Genomic DNA, 15,331 nt, shown 5'->3' with positions numbered 1-15,331 from the left:
TCGCGCACCAGCCATCCGTACATCGTCGCAACGACGAGAGCGGACACCACAGGTGGCGTGACGGGACGGGTTCATGGTGGGGCACTGGGTACTGACGGACATCTTGCAACCTCGACTCAACCTGACTGGTGGCGATCCTGCCGGCGACGCAAGCACAAAGGGCGTCGCCACGCGCATTCAAACGCGTAGTAGTAGTCGTAGGTCGAGGTGGCGAGATGTCATGTTCATGCGCTCTAGAAAATCAGTCTTCAGCGACGTTGTCAACTGCGGCGCGCCAGCGCGGGCGCCAAGAGCGCTCGCTGTCATGTGAATGTCCTCGAGCCGGACTAGGGTAATAGAGCGATTCCGGCGCCCCGGAACCACCGTAATCTCTGACAACACCACCAGACTCGTGCTGATGGTTCAGCATGGCTGACACAAAGGAGACGCTCCATGGATGCCCATCACCACCGCCGCCCCGCTCCCCTCGCCGCGTTACTGTCATGCGCGATCACTGCCATCGCGCTCTGCGGGGCCACTGTCGCGCCCGCCATGGCCGAGGACAACGCCTCCAACGCCAGCGCTTCTTCCTCCCTGCCGGTCAGTCTGGGCCCCCGCCCCTACTTCCTGATCGACGACATGGACGAGGACAATGCCCAGTCCGCGGAGCTCAAGGCGACCCTTGAGCAGTGCGCGGCCAACCTTGAGCAGCCCACCCGGAGCGACTTTTCCATCGGCCACCGCGGCGCCCCCCTGATGTTCCCCGAGCACACCCGGGAATCCTACCTGGCCGCCGCGCGCATGGGCGCTGGCGTGCTCGAGTGCGACGTGGCCTTTACCGAAGACAAGGAACTGGTCTGCCGCCACTCCCAGTGCGACCTGCACGGCACCACCAATATCCTCGAGACCGAGCTTGCCGAGCAGTGCAGCGTGCCACCGACCTTCGATGCCGATGGCAAGTTGACCAACGCCGCCGACGTCCAGTGCTGCACCAGCGACATCACCCTGGCCGAGTTCAAGACCCTGGAAGGCCGCATGGACGGCGTCGACACCAGCGCCGACACCCTGGAGGCCTACCTGGCCGGCAACCCGCGCTGGCGCACCGAGCTCTATGCCGATCGCGGTACCCTGATGAGTCACGCCGAAAGCATCGCGCTGTTTCAGGACCTGGGCGTCAAGATGACCCCGGAGCTGAAGACACCGAGCGTCGAGATGCCCTTCGACGGCATGAGCCAGCAGGACTATGCCCAGAAGCTGATCGACGAGTACGTCGAGGCCGGCGTGCCCCCGGAAGACGTCTTTCCCCAGTCGTTTCTGCTCGATGACGTGCGTTACTGGGTCGACAACACCGAGTTCGCCGACCAGGCGGTGTACCTGGACGATCGCTATGACGTGGAAGGCTTCGACGTGACCGATCCCGCAAGCTGGGAGCCGTCGATGCAGGAGCTGGCCGATATGGGGGTGAAGATTCTGGCCCCGCCGATGTGGATGCTGCTGGCCGAGGGGGACAGCGAAGACCGGCCCATCGTGCCATCGGTCTACGCCGAGAAGGCCAAGGAGGCAGGACTGGAGCTGATCGCCTGGTCCTTCGAGCGCTCGGCGCCGCTGACCCGTGACGGTGCCTGGTACCACCAGACCATCGACAATGTCGTCGACAACGATGGCGACAAGATGGTGGCGCTTGACGTGATGGCCCGCGATATCGGGGTCAAGGCGGTGTTCTCTGACTGGCCGGCGGCGGTCACCTTCTACGCCAACTGCATGGCCGACGAACTGGCAAAATAAGCGGCAATGACCACCCGCGAATCTAGTCGGAACGCATAAAAACGGCCGGGTGGATAACCACCCGGCCAGAACGCCTTCCGTGGCGTTGGCGCCCCTAACGCCATTCCGAGGGCTCCATCCTAACGATCGTCAACCTGGAGAGCGCTCCCCCATCGGCGGTAGCCAGCCGCCTCCAGACGAGGGCAGGCAACCAGGCATGTCCCGCTCCTCCTTCAAGGAGTCGTCGTCTCCTGAGCAAAGCTTATGCCGGTGGCCCTGATACTCACCCGAGTGCCGGCGTGGCCGGCGACGATAGCCTCTATATCGGCCAACGCACCGATAACTGCCGTCTTGCCGCTTGAACGAGCAAACTCACAGGCCGCCTGTACCTTGGGCCCCATGGATCCTGCGGCAAAACCCTGGGCTTCCAGGCTATCGGGATCGGCCATCGTGACCCGCCGGCTATGCGGGGTCCCCCAGTCCAGATAGACCCCGTCCACGTCGGTGGCGATGATCAGAAGATCGCTGGCCAGCTCCTGCGACAACAGCGATGAGCACAGGTCCTTGTCGATGACCGCCTCGATGCCCTCGAGCTTGCCCTCCTCCCCGTAGACCGTGGGGATGCCGCCACCGCCGGCACAGATCACCACGGTGCCCTTCTCCAGAAGCCAGCGCAGCGGGCGAATCTCGAAGATCCGTTTGGGTCTAGGGCTCGGCACAACCCGGCGGTAGTGATCGCCGTCTCGCGCCATGGTCCAGCCCTTGAGCTCTGCCAGCCGGCAGGCCTCGTCGCGCTGATAGATGGGGCCGATGGGCTTGCTCGGCTGCTGGAAGGCAGGGTCGTCGGCGTCCACCTCGACCTGGGTCAACAGCGACGCAAAGGGCACCTCCGGCGGCAACAGATTGCCGAGCTCCTGCTCGATCATGTAGCCGATCATGCCTTCGGTCTCGGCACCCAGCACATCCAGAGGAAAGGCGTTGTCCTCGTCGTAGGCCGCCCCTTGCAGGGCCAAAAGGCCCACCTGGGGCCCGTTGCCATGGGCAATCACCAGCTCGTTGCCTGATGCGATGCGCGCGATCTGCTCGCAGGCGATGCGAATGTTGGCGCGCTGGGCCTCGCCGTTCATGACCTCGCCACGCCGCAACAGGGCGTTGCCACCAAGGGCAATCGTGATACGCATAACAGTGTCCTTCCCGTTCGGGGTTGCTGGCGGCCCAGGGGCCGCCAGGCTATCTTGCCGATCCGTTGGTGCGTGACTTACACATCGCCGAGGGTCGAGACCATCACCGCCTTGATCGTATGCATGCGGTTCTCCGCCTGTTCGAAGGCGATGCAGGCCGGTGACTCGAACACCTCCTCGGTGACCTCGATGCCGTCCTTCAGCATCGGGTACTGCTCGGCGACCTGGCGCCCCACCTTGGTGTCACAGTTGTGGAAGGCCGGAAGGCAGTGCATGAACTTGACCCTGGGGTTGCCGGCGGCCTCCATCAGCGCCTTGTTGACCTGGTAGGGCAGCAACTGGTCGATGCGCTCGGCCCAGGCCTCCACCGGCTCGCCCATGGACACCCAGACGTCGGTGTGGATGAAGTCGACGCCTCTGACCGCCTCGCGGGGGTCCTCGGTCAGGCAGATGCGCGCGCCGCTGTCCTCGGCGAAGCGCCGGCAGTTGGCCAGATGCTCCTCGTCCGGCCACAGCGAACGTGGCGCGGCGATCCGCACGTCCATGCCCAGCTTGGCGCCGATCAGCAGAAGCGAGTTGCCCATATTGTTGCGGGCATCGCCCAGGTAGGCGAAGGAGATCTGGTGCAACGGCTTCTCGGCGTGCTCGCGCATGGTCAGCACGTCGGCGATCATCTGGGTCGGGTGGTACTCGTCGGTCAGGCCGTTGTAGACCGGCACCCCGGAGAACGCCGCCAGCTCCTCGACCACCTCCTGGCTGAAGCCGCGGTACTCGATGGCGTCGTACATGCGCCCCAGTACCCGGGCGGTATCGCGCATGGACTCCTTGTGCCCGATCTGGGACGAGGTGGGATCGATGTAGGTGACGTTGGCGCCCTGGTCATAGGCGGCCACCTCGAAGGCGCAGCGGGTGCGGGTGGAAGTCTTCTCGAAGATCAGGGCGATGTTCTTGCCCTTGAGTCGCTGGGCCTCGCAGCCGCTGTACTTGGCCCGCTTGAGATCCCGCGACAGGTCCAGCAGGTAGCGCAGCTCACGCTCGGAGTGATGCATCAACGACAGCAGGTGACGGTTGTGGATATTGAAGGACATGAGGGTCTCCTTGACGGCCACCAGGGCAGCCGTCGATTCACAGTTAAAGAAGCGAAGTAACGCGTAGCGTCGTCGTCAGAAGTCGACGGGATCTCGCTGAATCGGACAGGTCATGCAGTGACCGCCGCCTCGCCCACGGCCCAGTTCACTGGCGCTGATGGTGATCACCTCGACCCCGGCCTTGCGCAGCAGGGTGTTGGTGTAGGTGTTGCGGTCATAGCCGACTACCACGCCTGGCTCCAGGGCGACCACATTGTTGCCGTCGTCCCACTGTTCGCGCTCGGCCTCGAAGCTGTCGCCACCGGTCTCCACCACTCGCAGTTTCGGCAGTCCCAGCACCTCGGCCACCACCTCGATGAAGCTCCCCTTCTCGCGGCGCACGTCGATGCCACTGGGCTTGCTCTCGTCGGGGCGCAGACTGAAGGGAACGATGTCCTTGACCACGTCAGGGAAGACCGTCACCAGGTCGCGATCGCAGAAGCTGAAGACGGTGTCCAGGTGCATGGCGGCACGCGACCGGGGCAGCCCCGCCACGATCACCCGTTCGGCCTCGCCGGCCCTGAACAACGCGCTCGCCACCTGACCGATGGCCTGGTGCGAGGTGCGCTCGCCCATGCCGATCAATACCACGCCGTTGCCCACCGGCATCACGTCGCCGCCCTCCAGGGTGGCCGAACCGTGGTCCTGGTCGGGATTGCCGTACCACACCTTGAAGTCGGCACCGGCGAAGCGCGGGTTGAAGCGATAGATCGCCGAGGTCAGCAGCGTCTCCTGGCGGCGGGCCGGCCAGAACATCGGATTGAGCGTCACCCCGCCGTAGATCCAGCAGGTGGTATCCCGGGTGAACAGGGTGTTGGGAAGCGGCGGAAGAACGAAACTGGACTGTCCCAGATAGTCACGGAAGGTCTTGAGGGTCTCGCCTCCGTGGCTATCGGTGATGTCGGCCCAGGACACCCCGCCGATCAGGAACTCGGCGAGTCTCCGTGGCTCCAGTTCACTGAGCCAGGCGCGGACCTCATCGGCAAGGCCGAAGCCGACCAGGTTGGAGGTCACCTTGCGCTCGAGAATCCAGCGCATGGCATCGCGATTTTCGAGGGTTTCGGTGAGCAGGTTATGCATCTCGAGCACTTCGATGTCACGCTCGCGCATCTTGGTCACGAAGTCGAAGTGGTCACGCTTGGCCTGGTTGGTCCACAGCACATCATCGAACAGAAGGTCATCACAGTTGCTGGGGGTCAGCCGCTGATGAGCAAGCCCTGGCGAGCACACCATGACCTTGCGAAGCTTGCCTACCTCGGAATAGACACCCAATCGTGAAGATCCACTTTTCATTCTGTTTCTCCTTCCCTATTGCGGGACTGTCACTACCGCATCATCAATGAACCTGACCGCTGTAACATGTTGAACATCGAGGTCTAACTACATAACTACAGACTCAACCACCCCTGATAGAGCCCCAGCGTGGCCGCCAGCGCCGAGGCGACAGTGACCGCGAAGATAATCTTCTCGATGGGGGTAAAGACCTTTTCATCACGCTCGCTCTTGGCCTTGTAGAAGAACACGGCCCCAGGGGCGTAAAGCAGCGCCGACAGCAACAGATAGTCGATACCGCCGGCAAACAGCAGCCAGATCGCGTAGAGGGTAGCCAGGCCGCCGATAAACAGATCCTTGCGGCGTACCTCAGGCTCCTTCTCGTAGGTTTCCCCCTTTACCGCGAGCAACAGGGCGTAAGCCGCCGACCACAGATAAGGCACCAGGATCATCGAGCTTGCGAGGTAAAGAAGGCTCAGGTAGGTGGACTCGTTGACCAGCGTCAGCAGCAGAAAGAGCTGGATCAGACCGTTGGAAAGCCACAGGGCGTTGACCGGCACCTTGTTGGCGTTTTCCTTGCTCAACAGTTCAGGCATGGTGCCGTCGCTGGAAGCCGCGTGAAGAATCTCGGCGCACAGAAGTGTCCAGGACAGCAAGGCGCCGAGCAGCGAGATCACCAGGCCCAGGCTGATCAGATGTCCGCCCCAGGGGCCGACCACCTGGCTCAGCACCAGCGCCATGGACGGGTTCTTGAGCTCGGCGAGTTCCGGCTGGCTCATGATGCCCATGGACAGCACATTGACCATCACCAACAGCAGAAGCACACCGACAAAGCCGATCACGGTGGCGCGCCCGACATCGCGACGATCGCGAGCCTTGGCGGAATAGATACTGGCACCCTCGATACCGATAAATACCCAGACGGTGACCAGCATCATGTTGCGAACCTGGTCCATGACGCTGCCCAGATCGGCGTTGCCGGTGCCCCAGAAGTCCATGGTGAAGACGTCCAGGTGAAAGCCGATGGCGGCCAGCACGACGAACATGATCAGCGGGACGATCTTGGCGATGGTGGTCACCAGATTGATGAACGCCGCCTGCTGGATGCCCCTGGCCACCAGGAAGTGAACCGCCCACAACAGGATCGAGGCACAGCCGATGGCCGCCGGCGTATTACCCTCGCCGAAGATGGGGAAGAAGAAGCCCAGGGTGCTGAACAACAGAACGAAGTAGCTGACATTACCGAGCCAGGCGCTGATCCAGTAACCCCAGGCGGAAGAGAAGCCAAGATAGTCGCCGAAGCCGGCCTTGGCGTAGGCATAGATGCCGGCGTCGAGTTCCGGCTTGCGATTGGCCAGGGTCTGGAAGACGAACACCAGTGCCAGCATGCCGACCGCGGTAATTCCCCAGCCGATCAGCACCGCCCCTGGTGCGGCGCTCGCCGCCATGTTCTGCGGAAGCGAAAAGATACCGCCCCCGATCATCGAGCCGACGACCAGCGCGAGCAAAGCGCCGAGTCTCAGCTTTCCTGTGTCATTTTCCATGGGAAGGGTTTCCTCGTGGGGACCAAAAGTTTGCCAATTCAGGCTACTCTCTTTTTGGCCCCTTGAGGCTACCGAAACCGCCGTACACACCTCTCTGCTGACTCGTGTCAACTACGCCTTTCGAAGTACATAATAACGACCCCGATCAGGTTATATCGCTCCACCACCACTGTTTGATCTCGGCCGCTTGCAACGACCTTTCCCTCGGAGTTGCGGTCAATGGCTCGTCCTGAGCGAGGGAACTTTGCTTCGCGGGTGCCTGCAGCGCCATGTCGCTACCAGGTTCGCGACAACGTCCAGGCTCGCTGGCACCGTGCGGGAATGGGAGACACAAAAAAAGGGAGCCCTGGGCTCCCTTGCAGTAGAAGTGAACATCTCGTCCAGGCAGCGATGACGTCCGGACTAGTCGTGGCCCGGCGCCTGGCAGGACAGATCCGCCTGGCGATAGCCGATCAGATAGAGCACGGCGTCAAGCCCCAGGGTCGAGATGCTCTGACGGGCCTGGGCACGCACCAGCGGCTTGGCCCGAAAGGCGATACCGAGTCCGGCGGCGGCCAGCATCTTGAGATCGTTGGCGCCATCGCCCACGGCGATGGTCTGTTCCATGGCGATCCCCTCGCGTTGAGCGATCTGGTGCAACAACGCGGCCTTGCGATCGGCATCGACGATCGGCTCGCGCACCTCGCCGGTGACCTTGCCGTTCTCGATCACCAGCTCGTTGGCGTGGATCTCGTCGAAGCCCAGCCGCTGTTGCAGATGGCGGGCGAAGTAGGTGAAGCCGCCGGACAGGATGGCGGTGCGGTAGCCCAGCCGCTTGAGCTGGGCCATCAACTGTTCCACCCCGTCCATCAGCGGCAGCTCTTCGGCGATCTCGGCCAGCACCGACTCGTCCAGGCCCTTCAGCTTGGCCATGCGCTCACGGAAGCTCTGCTGGAAGTCGAGCTCACCGCGCATGGCCCGCTCGGTAACCTCGGCCACCTCGTCGTAGACCCCGTGGCGGCGCGCCAGCTCGTCGATGACCTCGGCCTTGATCAAGGTCGAGTCCATGTCGAAGCACACCAGGCGACGGTGGGTGCGCCAGATGGAGTCTTCCTGCAGGGCGATATCGACCCCGTGGGTCGCACCCAGCGCCAGCGCCTTCTCGCGCAACGACTCAAGGTCGACGTCCTCGCCGCGCAGCCAGCACTCGACGCAGCTGCCCTGGGCCGGTGCCTCGCCGTCCAGCGGCTCGCGCCCGGACAGGCGATGGATCAACTCCACCGTCAGCCCGTGCTCGGCGGTCAGCGCCCCCACCTCGGCCAGGATGCCGGCGGGCAGTCGCGGCGCCAGCAGGGTCATGATCAGGCGCGGCTGGCTCGCGGTCTCGCTCCAGCGATGGTACTCCTCGGCGCTGATCTGGATCGCCTGGACGTCCAGGCCCAGTTCATCGCCGGCGCCCGACAGGGCGCCTTCCAGGTCGGCCTCGTGGTCAAGCGCTACCAGCGCCTCCAGCGAGACGATACCGAAGGTCACGCTCTGGTTGATGTCCAGAAGGCGCGCGCCGCTGCGGGCCAGGATCCGCCCCAGGCCGGCAAGCTGACCGGGCCGGGCCCGGCCGGTGGCGCGCATCAGGATTCGTCGTGTCATGATGTGTCTTCCTTGGGCACCCGCAGCAACCGGCGGGCGCCGTACCGTCGTAAGGGTTACGCCTCGAGGCGCTCGAGCCGGTCGACCTTCTGCAGCCCGCGTGGCAGCTTGCTGCCTCGCCGTCCGCGATCTCCCCGATAGTAGTCGAGCTCACCGTTCTTGAGCGACAGCTTGCGCTTGCCGGCGTGCACCACCAGGGTATCCCCTGGCGCCAGCACCACCAGGCCGCGCACAAACTCTTCGCGCCGGGCCGCCCGGGCGCCGGGAATATCCAGCATCTTGTTGCCCTTGCCCTTGGACATCTCCGGCAACTGGTCCAGCGGGAACAGCAGCAGTCGGCCTTCGTTGGAGACCGTGGCCACGGTCAATTCCTCGGCCGCCGGCAGCTCCACCGGGGGCAGCACATTGCAGCCCTTGGGCAGGCTCAGCACCGCCTTGCCGGAACGGTTCTTGCCGGTCAGGTCCTCGAGCCGGGCGACGAAGCCGTAGCCGCCGTCGGAGGCCAGCAGGAAGCGGGCGTCCCCCGGTGCCAGCATGACGCCGGCCATGTGCGCGCCGGCCACCACGTTGACCTTGCCGGTGACCGGCTCTCCCTGGCCGCGGGCACTGGGTAGCTGGTGGGCCGGCAGGGTATAGGCCCGGCCGGTGTCATCGAGCAGCACCAGCGGCTGGTTGGTCTTGCCTCGCGCGGCCAGATGGAAGGCGTCACCGGCCTTGTAGGACAACCCGGAGGGGTCGATGTCGTGGCCCTTGGCAGCACGAATCCAGCCCTTCTCGGACAGCACCACCGTCACCGGATCGGCGCCCACCAGTTCGACCTCGGACAGCGCCCTGGCCTCCTCGCGCTCGACGATCGGCGAGCGGCGCTCGTCGCCGTGCTCCTCGGCGGCCTTGCGCAGCTCCTGCTCGATCAGGTCGGTCATCGCTGCCTCGTTGCCGAGCAGCTCTTCAAGACGCTTGCGCTCCGCCTCGAGCTCGTCCTGCTCGGTGCGGATCTTCATCTCCTCGAGCTTGGCCAGGTGGCGCAGGCGCAGCTCCAGGATCGCCTCGGCCTGACGGTCGGTCAGACCGAAGGCTGCCATCAGCGCGCTCTTGGGCTCATCCTCCTCGCGGATGATGCGGATCACCTCATCGATATTGAGGTAGGCGATCAACAGGCCTTCGAGCAGGTGCAGGCGATCGTTGACCTTGCCCAGCCGGTGCTCGAGGCGACGGCGCACCGTGGTGCGACGGAAGTCGAGCCATTCACCGAGCAGCTCAGGCAGCGGCATCACCCGCGGGCGGCCGTCGAGGCCGATCACGTTCAGGTTAACCCGCACGTTCTTCTCGAGGTCGGTGGTGGCGAACAGGTGCGCCATCAGCGACTCGATATCGACCCGATTGGAGCGCGGTTCGATCACCAGACGGGTCGGCTCCTCGTGGGTCGACTCGTCGCGCAGGTCGGCCACCATGGGCAGCTTCTTGGCCTGCATCTGCGCCGCGATCTGCTCCAGCACCTTGGCCCCGCTGACCTGGTAGGGTAGCGCGGTGATCACCACCTGGCCCTCTTCCTGCTCGTAGCGGGCGCGCATCTTGACGCTGCCGCGACCGCTCTCGTAGAGCTTTCGAAGGTCCGCGCGCGGGGTAATGATCTCCGCCCGGGTGGGAAAGTCCGGGCCAGGCAGGTGCGCCATCAGGTCGGCGGTGGTGACGCCGGGATTGCGCAGCACCTCGCAGGTGGCCTCGACCACCTCGCGCACATTGTGCGGCGGAATATCGGTGGCCATGCCCACGGCGATGCCGGTGCCGCCATTGAGCAGCACGTGGGGCAGACGTGCCGGCAGCACCACCGGCTCGTTCATGGTGCCATCGAAGTTGGGCGCCCAGTCCACGGTGCCCTGGCCGAGTTCGCTGAGCAGTACCTCGGCGAACTTCGACAGCCGCGCTTCGGTGTAGCGCATGGCGGCGAAGGACTTGGGATCGTCCGGGCTACCCCAGTTGCCCTGGCCGTCCACCAGCGGATAGCGATAGCTGAACGACTGGGCCATCAGCACCATGGCCTCGTAGCAGGCGCTGTCGCCGTGGGGGTGGAACTTGCCGAGCACGTCGCCGACGGTACGCGCCGACTTCTTGTACTTGGCGTTGGCGTTCAACGCCAGCTCGCGCATGGCGTAGATGATGCGCCGCTGCACCGGCTTCATGCCGTCGCCGATATGGGGCAGGGCCCGGTCGAGAATGACGTACATCGAATAGTCGAGGTAGGCCTTCTCGGTGTATTCGCGCAGGGACAGTCGCTCGACGTCGCCCTCCGCCACCTCAATGTCCAGAGTCATGATCCCTCGTTCTCAATCCTGGTCGCCTGAACCGACGACGTGAAATCCGGGAGCGTCACTGCGTGCAAGTCACCGCGATGGCGGCCCGTCACACTTCGATATCCGCCAGGTTGCCGTAGTCCTCGAGCCAGCTCTTGCGGTCCGAGGCGCGCTTCTTGGCCAGCAGCATGTCCATCATCTCCATGGTGCCGTCGCCCTCCTCCCGGGTCAGCTGTACCAGCCGCCGGGTCTCCACCGCCATGGTGGTCTCGCGCAGCTGCAGCGGGCTCATCTCGCCAAGGCCCTTGAAGCGCTGCACGTTGGGGGTGCCGCGCTTGCCTTCCAGCTTGCGCAGGATGGCCGCCTTCTCGCTCTCGTCCAGGGCGTAGTAGACCTCCTTGCCAAGGTCGATGCGGTACAAGGGCGGCATGGCGACGAAGACGTGGCCGGCGTCGACCAGCGACGGGAAGTGGCGCACGAACAGCGCGCACAGGAGGGTGGCGATGTGCAGCCCGTCGGAGTCGGCATCGGCGAGGATGCAGATCTTGTGATAGCGCAGCTTGGACAGGTCGGCACTGGCCGGGTCGGCGCCGATGGCCACGGCGATGTCGTGGACCTCCTGGGAGCCGTAGATATCGTGGGAGTCGACCTCCCAGGTGTTGAGGATCTTGCCGCGCAGCGGCAGGATCGCCTGGGTCTCGCGGTTGCGCGCCTGCTTGGCGCTGCCCCCGGCGCTGTCACCCTCGACCAGAAACAGCTCGCTCAAGGCCGGGTCCTGGCCACTGCAGTCGGCCAGCTTGCCGGGCAGCGCAGGGCCGGAGGTGACCTTCTTGCGTGCCACCTTCTTCGAGCTCTTCTGGCGCCGCTGGGCGGCGCTGATCACCAGCTCGGCCAGCGCCTCGGCCTGGTCGACATGGTGGTTGAGCCACAGCGAGAAGGCGTCCTTGACGACGCCGGAGACGAAGCCCGCCACGGTGCGTGACGACAGCCGCTCCTTGGTCTGGCCGGCGAACTGCGGATCGAGCATCTTCACCGACAGCACGTAGGCGACCCGCTCCCACAGGTCCTCGGCGGTCAGCTTGACCCCGCGCGGCAGCAGGCTGCGGTACTCGCAGAATTCCTTGAGTGCCTCGAGCAGCCCCGAGCGCAGACCGTTGACGTGGGTGCCGCCCTGGGCGGTGGGGATCAGGTTGACGTAGCTCTCCATCAGCGAGTCGCCGCCTTCGGGCAACCACTGAATCGCCCAGTCTACCCCCTGTTCGTCGTCGGCGAAGTGACCAACGAAGGGCGAGCTCGGCAGCACCTCGTAGCCGTCGGTGGTCTGAGCCAGATAGTCGCGTAGACCGTCCGCGAACTGCCAGGTGGTGGCGGTGCCGTCGGCTTCCACCAGCTCCACCTTGAGGCCGGGGCAGAGTACCGCCTTGGCCCGCAGCAGGTGCTTGAGCCGTCCCACCGCCAGGTTGGGGCTATCGAAGTAGCTGGTATCCGGCCAGAAGCGCACCAGGGTGCCCTTGGCACGCTTGGCCGCGGTGCCGATGACGTGCAGGTCCTCGACCTTGTCGCCGTGCTCGAAGGCCATGGTGTGGCGCTCGCCGTCGCGCAGGACCTCGACCTCGAGGCGTCGCGACAGGGCGTTGACCACCGACACCCCGACCCCGTGCAGACCGCCGGAGAAGCGGTAGCTCGACGAGGAGAACTTACCGCCGGCGTGCAGCCGGGTCATGATCAGCTCGATCCCCGATACCCCGTGCTCCGGGTGAACGTCGATGGGCATGCCGCGACCGTTGTCCGTCACCTCGATGCCGCCGTCGTCCCGCAGTACCACGCGGATCTCGTTGGCGTGTTCGGCGAGCGCCTCGTCGACGCTGTTGTCGATGACCTCCTGGACCAGGTGATTCGGGCGGGAGGTGTCGGTGTACATGCCGGGGCGCTTGCGAACGGGCTCCAGCCCGGAAAGCACCTCGATCGAACTGGCACTGTATTGGGTCATGCGTGGTCCATCATCAGGATGACTGGGATCGTCTTTGCGCCGTCGACTGAACGGCTCACTCGGCCGGTACCGGCGCCACTCGCCCGGGCGCCAGGGCGTGACCACCGTGGGCGAACACCGCCGGCAGGTAGTCGGCCAGGGCATTGAAGCCGTGCTCGCCGCCGGGATGCAGGATCGCCTTGGCCCCGCGGTAGGCGGCGAAGGCGTCGGCGCTGTCCAGCGTCTCGTCCTCGGTCACCAGCAGCAGCAGATAGCGCCCGGGTGCCACCACCTCCGGCGTCATCTCGGCGATCTGGTCGCGGTGGCCCTGCTCGACCACGAAGCGCTCACCGGTGTAGGCGTTGACGAAGCTCTCGCCGAGCATGGTGTCGACCAGCCTGGCCGGTCGCACCGCCGGATTGACCAGTACCGCCGGCAGCTCGTGGCGCTCTGCCAGCACCGTGGCCAGAAAGCCGCCCATGGAGCTGCCCATCAGCATCGGACTGGCCCCCAGCCGGGGTAACAGCGATTCGGCGAGCCGCAGGGCGTCGGCCGCCTGCGAGGACAGGTCCGGGGTCTCGCAGGGAAGCCCCAGCTCCGCACAGGCGGCCTTGATCAGCCGCGCCTTGGGCGAGGCGCCGGCACTATTGAATCCATGCAGGTAGAGCACGCCGCTCGCTGCGGCAGCACTCGACGCTGTTGATGGGCTCAGCATAACGGAAAACCTGTATAAATGGCCAGTTTTCGACCCTCCCCTGCGCCCGCTGGGGCGCCGTCGCCATCACGCATGCCAACGGCCATCAGTCCCGCGCGGCTTGCCAGGTGGCCTCGATCAGCCCGCGGGTGGAGTCATCCATCGCCTCCAGGCCCTGGCGCCCCTCGATGATGTCACGGGTCTCGTTGGCGATCTTCTTGCCCAGTTCAACGCCCCACTGGTCGAAGGGATTGATGCCCCAGATGGTGGCCTGGACGAACACCTTGTGCTCGTAGAGGGCGATCAACGCGCCCAGGGTCTGAGGGGTCAACCGCTCCAGCAGCAGGGTGGTCGAGGGCTGGTTGCCACGATAGCGCTTGTGCTCGGGCCTGGGACCGTCATCGGCGATGGCGTCGTCGCCGAGCATCAATACGCGGGACTGGGCGAAGCAGTTGGCCAACGTCAGCCGGTGCTGGCCCATCAGGTGCTCGCGGGTGGCCGGATCCTCGACGTCATCGTAGCGGGCCAGCGGCGCAATAAAGTCGCACTCCACCGCCTGGGTGCCCTGGTGCAGCAACTGGTAGAAGGCGTGCTGGGCGTTGGGCCCGAGCTGGCCCCACAGCACCGGACAGGTGGAGTAGTCGACGATATCGCCGTCGTTGGTCACCGACTTGCCGTTGGACTCCATCTCGAGCTGTTCGAGGTAGGCAGCGAAGTATTCCAGGCGTCCATCGTAGGGCAGAATCGAGTGGGCACGGATATCCAGGAAGTTGTTGTTCCAGATACCGGCCAGCGCCAGCAGCACCGGCAGATTGTCCTCGAGCGGCGCCTTCTGGAAGTGCACGTCCATGGCGTGGGCGCCGGCCAGGAAGTCGCGGAAGCCGTCCATGCCGATGACCAGGGCGATGGGCAGGCCGATACCGCCCCACAGCGAGTAGCGCCCGCCGACCCACTCCCAGAACTCGAGCTGGTGGTCGCAGGCGATGCCCCACTCGGCCATCTTGTCCGGGCTTGCCGAGACACCGATGAAGTGCTGGCGCAGCACCAACTCGCGATCCACGCCCTCCTGGCGCGCCTCGACCAGCCGGGACAGCAGCCAATCCCGCGCGGTGTTGGCGTTTGACAGGGTATCGATGGTGGTGAAGGACTTCGACGACAGCACGAACAACGTGGTCTCGGGGTCGAAGCGCATCAGGTAGTCGACCAACTGGGAGCCGTCCATGGTCGAGGCGAAGTGGACCTCGACCGGATGGGTATCCGCCGGGCGATAGTCGGCCAGGGCGTGGGTCACCATCAGCGGCCCCAGGTCGGAGCCCCCGACCCCCAGATTGACCACGTCGCGGATCGGCTTGCCGGTGGCGCCGCGCCACTGGCCGGAATGGAAGCGCTCGACCATGGTCGCCATCTTGTCCAGGGTGGCGTGCACCGCCGGCACCAGATCCTCGCCTTCGACCACCAGAGACGTATCCTGCGGCAGACGCAGCGCGGTATGCAGCGCAGGACGGTCTTCACTGACGTTGACCCGCTCACCGGCCAGCAGGCGACGGATGGCGTCGGGCACGCAGGCCTCGTCGGCCAGCGCCAGCAGATCCTCGAGGGTCTGCTGGTCCCAGCGCTGCTTGGACAGGTCGAGTTTCAGCCCCGCAGCCTCGTGGCTGAAGGTGGCAAATCGCCCGGCATCCTCGCGAAACATGTCGCACAGGTGCCGCTTGCCGACTTCCTGTGCCTTCTGCTTCAACGCCTGCCAGGCCGGCGTTCGATCGATCGATGGCATGATTCCTCTCCTTGGGCCCTGTCTGGTGGGCAAAGCTGGGCCGAACGGCGACGGCAAGCCTCATCGTGCAGCCTGACCGCGGGGCGCGTACAATCACTCCCCCCGAGCCC

General features: G+C 65.1%; 10 protein-coding genes. 1 reads left to right on the top strand and 9 read right to left on the bottom strand.

Annotated features, from left to right (window positions below; genetic code table 11):
* The first annotated feature begins 432 nt into the window (after positions 1–432).
* The gene (locus tag NFH98_RS04790) at positions 433–1,764 is read left to right on the top strand and encodes a glycerophosphodiester phosphodiesterase family protein (RefSeq protein WP_349622295.1); all 1,332 of its coding nucleotides are present in this window, start codon (positions 433–435) and stop codon (positions 1,762–1,764) included.
* Positions 1,765–1,976: 212 nt separating this feature from the next.
* Here NFH98_RS04790 and arcC read toward each other — a convergent pair whose 3' ends face one another.
* The 9 genes from arcC to pgi form a co-directional block, all read right to left on the bottom strand.
* Positions 1,977–2,924, bottom strand: a complete 948-nt coding sequence (gene arcC, locus NFH98_RS04785) for a carbamate kinase (RefSeq protein WP_349622294.1) — start codon at positions 2,922–2,924, stop codon at positions 1,977–1,979.
* Between the two features lie 77 nt (positions 2,925–3,001).
* Positions 3,002–4,012: an ornithine carbamoyltransferase gene (locus NFH98_RS04780; protein ID WP_045994511.1), complete on the bottom strand. Its 1,011-nt coding sequence runs from the start codon at positions 4,010–4,012 to the stop codon at positions 3,002–3,004.
* Positions 4,013–4,087: 75 nt separating this feature from the next.
* Positions 4,088–5,344, bottom strand: coding sequence for an arginine deiminase (gene arcA, locus NFH98_RS04775; protein WP_349622293.1), 1,257 nt, complete (start codon positions 5,342–5,344; stop codon positions 4,088–4,090).
* Between the two features lie 95 nt (positions 5,345–5,439).
* Positions 5,440–6,867, bottom strand: coding sequence for an arginine-ornithine antiporter (arcD, locus tag NFH98_RS04770; protein WP_349622292.1), 1,428 nt, complete (start codon positions 6,865–6,867; stop codon positions 5,440–5,442).
* 402 nt (positions 6,868–7,269) lie between these two features.
* Positions 7,270–8,493: a phosphoserine phosphatase SerB gene (gene serB / locus NFH98_RS04765; protein ID WP_348827673.1), complete on the bottom strand. Its 1,224-nt coding sequence runs from the start codon at positions 8,491–8,493 to the stop codon at positions 7,270–7,272.
* Between the two features lie 56 nt (positions 8,494–8,549).
* Positions 8,550–10,805, bottom strand: a complete 2,256-nt coding sequence (gene parC / locus NFH98_RS04760; protein WP_045994515.1) for a DNA topoisomerase IV subunit A — start codon at positions 10,803–10,805, stop codon at positions 8,550–8,552.
* An 88-nt stretch (positions 10,806–10,893) separates the two neighbouring features.
* Positions 10,894–12,774: a DNA topoisomerase IV subunit B gene (parE, locus tag NFH98_RS04755; protein ID WP_349622291.1), complete on the bottom strand. Its 1,881-nt coding sequence runs from the start codon at positions 12,772–12,774 to the stop codon at positions 10,894–10,896.
* Positions 12,775–12,829: 55 nt separating this feature from the next.
* Entirely contained in the window at positions 12,830–13,468 is a 639-nt protein-coding gene (locus NFH98_RS04750) for a YqiA/YcfP family alpha/beta fold hydrolase (protein ID WP_213227696.1), read from the bottom strand.
* Positions 13,469–13,553: 85 nt separating this feature from the next.
* The gene (gene pgi / locus NFH98_RS04745) at positions 13,554–15,221 is read right to left on the bottom strand and encodes a glucose-6-phosphate isomerase (RefSeq protein ID WP_213227694.1); all 1,668 of its coding nucleotides are present in this window, start codon (positions 15,219–15,221) and stop codon (positions 13,554–13,556) included.
* Positions 15,222–15,331 lie beyond the last annotated feature (110 nt).

Origin of the sequence: Halomonas sp. H33-56, from assembly GCF_040147035.1 — a bacterium.
In the GTDB taxonomy this organism is placed as follows: domain Bacteria; phylum Pseudomonadota; class Gammaproteobacteria; order Pseudomonadales; family Halomonadaceae; genus Halomonas; species Halomonas litopenaei.
Note: the sequence above shows the minus strand (reverse complement) of the source record. Positions and strands in the feature narration are given on the sequence as shown.